Origin of the sequence: Actinophytocola sp. (genome assembly GCF_045807065.1) — a bacterium.
In the GTDB taxonomy this organism is placed as follows: Bacteria; Actinomycetota; Actinomycetes; order Mycobacteriales; family Pseudonocardiaceae; genus Actinophytocola.
Window position 1 is genome coordinate 1 of record NZ_JBJMIE010000583.1, and the last position, 3,275, is coordinate 3,275.

Below are 3,275 nucleotides of genomic sequence, written 5' to 3' on the forward strand. Positions count from 1 at the left end.
ATGTCGCCGAGGCGACCGAAGCTGACCACCAGCACGGCCGTGACGATCAGGAAGCCCATGATCATCCACAGCAGGTAGCTGGTCTTGGCCGGGTCGAGCGGGTTGATGCCAATGCCGTTGAACACGTCCGGCAGCGCGATCAGCACGATCGAGGAGTTGATCGTCGCGATCAGCATGCCGAGCGTCGTGTTCGACAGCGCGATCCACTTGTAGTGCGGGCCGAGTTCGGCGAGCGACCGCACACGTGACACGTTGAATGCCCCCTTCGCACAGGTTCCTCGACAAGGCTAACTCAAGTAGTTCACCTTGCTAAAGACTTTGTGGCGAGGAGGACAGTGGGCGCGAGTCCAACCGGGACGACCCGCGTGTCCGACGCGAACGACCGCCGAGTTCGACAAACACGATCAATGGGAGCAGTCGGATTTGTTGAACTCGCGGGTCCGGGTTGTTGGACACGCGGGTCGGGAGCGTTGGACACGCGGGTCCGGGTTGTTGGACACGCGGGTCGGGAGTGTTGGACTCGCGCGGGTCAGTCGGCGCGGTGGCGGCGGCGCGGGGTGAGGGTGTGGTGCTCGGCGTCCGGTGTGGCGGGTGGCTCCGGTGACGGCGGCGGGGCGGGGGTCGCCGTCATGGGGTTCGCGGTCACGGCGGTCGCGGTGGTGGAGGTCGCGGTGGTGGAAGTCGCCGTCATCGACGTCGCGGTCATGGAGGTCGGCAGCGCCGGCATCGGGGGCGGCACCGGTGACGGCGGCATGGGGGACGGCCCCGGTGGGGTGCCGCGCGGCTCCGTCCGCTGCGCCATCTCGCGCAGCAGCTGGTCGAAGATCGGCGTCGACATCACGTTCTCCCGTGCCATCCGCCCTCCATATCGTGAAGATCCGCCTGTTCCGGACGGTAACGCCCGAGTTGGCCCAGCCTGCCAAACCTCGGCCGACACGATCGGGGGAACTCGATGGTCAAGTAGGACATACTGCGAGTGTTGGCCGAACGGATGAGGATGGCAGGCATGACCGACAACCTGGTCTCGCTCGAAGTGACTATCGCGGACGGGGTCGCGAATGTGACGCTCCTCGGTCCGGGCAAGGGCAACGCGCTGGGCCCCGATTTCTGGCGGGAGCTGCCGATCGTGTTCGGCGAGCTGGACCGCGACGACGACGTGCGCGCGGTGGTCCTCACCGGCAGCGGCGCCAACTTCTCCTACGGCCTCGACCTGCCCGCCATGTCCGGCGACTGGGCCGGGCTGCTCGGCGACCGCGCCCTGGCCAAGCCGCGCACCGACTTCCTCGGCCGGCTCCGCCAGCTCCAGGACGCGGTGACGTCCATCGCCGCCTGCCGCAAGCCCGTGATCGCGGCCGTCAGCGGGTGGTGCGTCGGCGGCGGGGTGGACGTGATCGCCGCGGCCGACATCCGCCTCGCCAGCGCCGACGCCAAGTTCAGCGTCCGCGAGGTGAAGGTCGCGATCGTCGCCGACCTCGGCAGCCTGCACCGGCTCGCCGGGATCATCGGCGAGGGTCACCTGCGGGAGCTGGCGTTCACCGGAAAGGACATCGACGCCGCCCAAGCCGAGAAGATCAACCTGGTCAACGACGTGTACCCGGACCAGGACTCGCTGCTCACCGCCGCCCACGCGCTCGCCGCGGACATCGCGGCCAACCCGCCGCTGGTGGTGCAGGGGGTCAAGGACGTGCTCGGGCACCAGCGCGAGCACGACGTGGCCGCCGGCCTGCGGTACGTGGGTGCCTGGAACTCCGCCTTCCTGCCGAGCGAAGATCTCACCGAGGCGGTGACCGCGTTCGTCGAGCGGCGCTCGCCGAAGTTCAACGGCAAGTAGGAGGGCGACAGGGTGAGCAAGGACGCCACCGAGACGTTCCGCGCGGCACGGGACTTTCTGCTCGAACACCGGACCGACTACCACCGGGCCGGCGCGGACTTCGACTGGCCCGCGCTGAGCGAGTTCAACTGGGCGCTCGACTGGTTCGACGTGATCGCCGGCGCCGAGCCGACCGCCTCGCGGCCCGCGCTGTGGATCGTCGAGGAGGACGGCACCGAGCTGAAGTGGACGTTCGCGGACGTGTCCCGCAGGTCCAACCAGGTCGCGAACTGGCTGCGCACCCGCGGGGTCAACCGCGGCGACCGGCTGATCCTCATGCTGGGCAACCAGGGTGAGCTGTGGCTGACCATCCTCGCCGCGATGAAGCTCGGCGCCGTGCTCATCCCGGCCTCCACGCTGCTCGGCGCCGCGGACCTGCGCGACCGGGTGGACCGGGGCCGCGCCGCGCACGTCGTGACCCGGTCGGCCGACGCGCCGAAGTTCGCGGACGTCCCCGGGTCGTACACCCGCATCGCCGTCGGCGAGCCGGTCGACGGCTGGCTGGACTTCGCCGACTCCGACGGCGCCTCGACGGCGTTCACGCCCGACGGGGTCACCGGCGCCGACGACGAGTTCCTGCTGTACTTCACCTCCGGCACGACCGCGCGCCCGAAGCTGGTGCGGCACACGCACGTGTCCTACCCGGTCGGGCACCTGTCCACGATGTACTGGATCGGCCTCGAGCCGGGTGACGTGCACCTCAACATCTCCTCGCCGGGCTGGGCGAAGCACGCGTGGAGCAACGTGTTCGCGCCGTGGAACGCCGAGGCCACGGTGTTCATCCACAACTACGGCCGCTTCGACCCGTCGGCGTTGATGGCCGTGATGGACCGGTGCGGTGTGACGTCGTTCTGCGCGCCGCCGACCGTGTGGCGGATGCTGATCCAGGCCGACCTGACCCTGCTCAGGACTCCCCCGGCGAAGGTCGTCGGCGCCGGCGAGCCGCTGAACCCCGAGGTGATCGAGCAGGTCAACAAGTCGTGGGGGGTGACCATCCGCGACGGTTTCGGGCAGACCGAGACGTCGGTCCTGGTGGCGAACACGCCGGGCCAGCCGGTGAAGCCGGGCTCGATGGGCCGCGCGCTGCCGGGCTTCGGCATCGCACTGGTCGACGCGACGGGCATCCCCAGCGACGAGGGCGAGATCTGTGTCGACCTGTCGAGGCGTCCAGTCGGCCTGATGTCGGGCTACGCGGACGACGAGGAACGCACGGCCGAGGTCATGCGCGACGGCTTCTACCACACCGGTGACGTGGGCAGCCGCGACGAGGACGGCTACATCACGTACGTGGGCCGCGCGGACGACGTGTTCAAGGCGTCCGACTACCGCATCTCACCGTTCGAACTGGAGAGTGTCCTGATCGAACACGAGGCGGTCGCCGAGGCAGCGGTGGTGCCCTCCCCCG

3 protein-coding genes and 1 pseudogene are annotated in these 3,275 nt (G+C 69.4%); 2 read left to right on the plus strand and 2 right to left on the minus strand.

Going from position 1 to position 3,275, the window contains the following annotated elements:
* Positions 1–176 (minus strand): annotated as a pseudogene (locus ACJ73U_RS34275) (MFS transporter); the annotation flags it as partial.
* Between the two features lie 353 nt (positions 177–529).
* Positions 530–856: a hypothetical protein gene (locus tag ACJ73U_RS34280; RefSeq protein ID WP_407781903.1), complete on the minus strand. Its 327-nt coding sequence runs from the start codon at positions 854–856 to the stop codon at positions 530–532.
* Positions 857–997: 141 nt separating this feature from the next.
* On the opposite strand from ACJ73U_RS34280, the gene ACJ73U_RS34285 reads away from it, so the two are divergent.
* Positions 998–1,831 carry a crotonase/enoyl-CoA hydratase family protein gene (locus ACJ73U_RS34285; protein WP_407781904.1) on the plus strand — a complete coding sequence of 278 codons (834 nt, stop codon included), beginning with the start codon at positions 998–1,000 and terminating at the stop codon, positions 1,829–1,831.
* A 12-nt stretch (positions 1,832–1,843) separates the two neighbouring features.
* On the plus strand, positions 1,844–3,275 hold a 1,432-nt coding region (locus ACJ73U_RS34290), incomplete at its 3' end, for an AMP-binding protein (RefSeq protein WP_407781905.1).

Bases quoted from the DNA above. Each gene is read 5' to 3' on its own strand.
- ACJ73U_RS34285 (WP_407781904.1), top strand. From the start codon at position 998: ATGGCAGGCATGACCGACAACCTGGTCTCGCTCGAAGTGACTATCGCG.
- ACJ73U_RS34280 (WP_407781903.1), bottom strand. From the start codon at position 856: ATGGCACGGGAGAACGTGATGTCGACGCCGATCTTCGACCAGCTGCTG.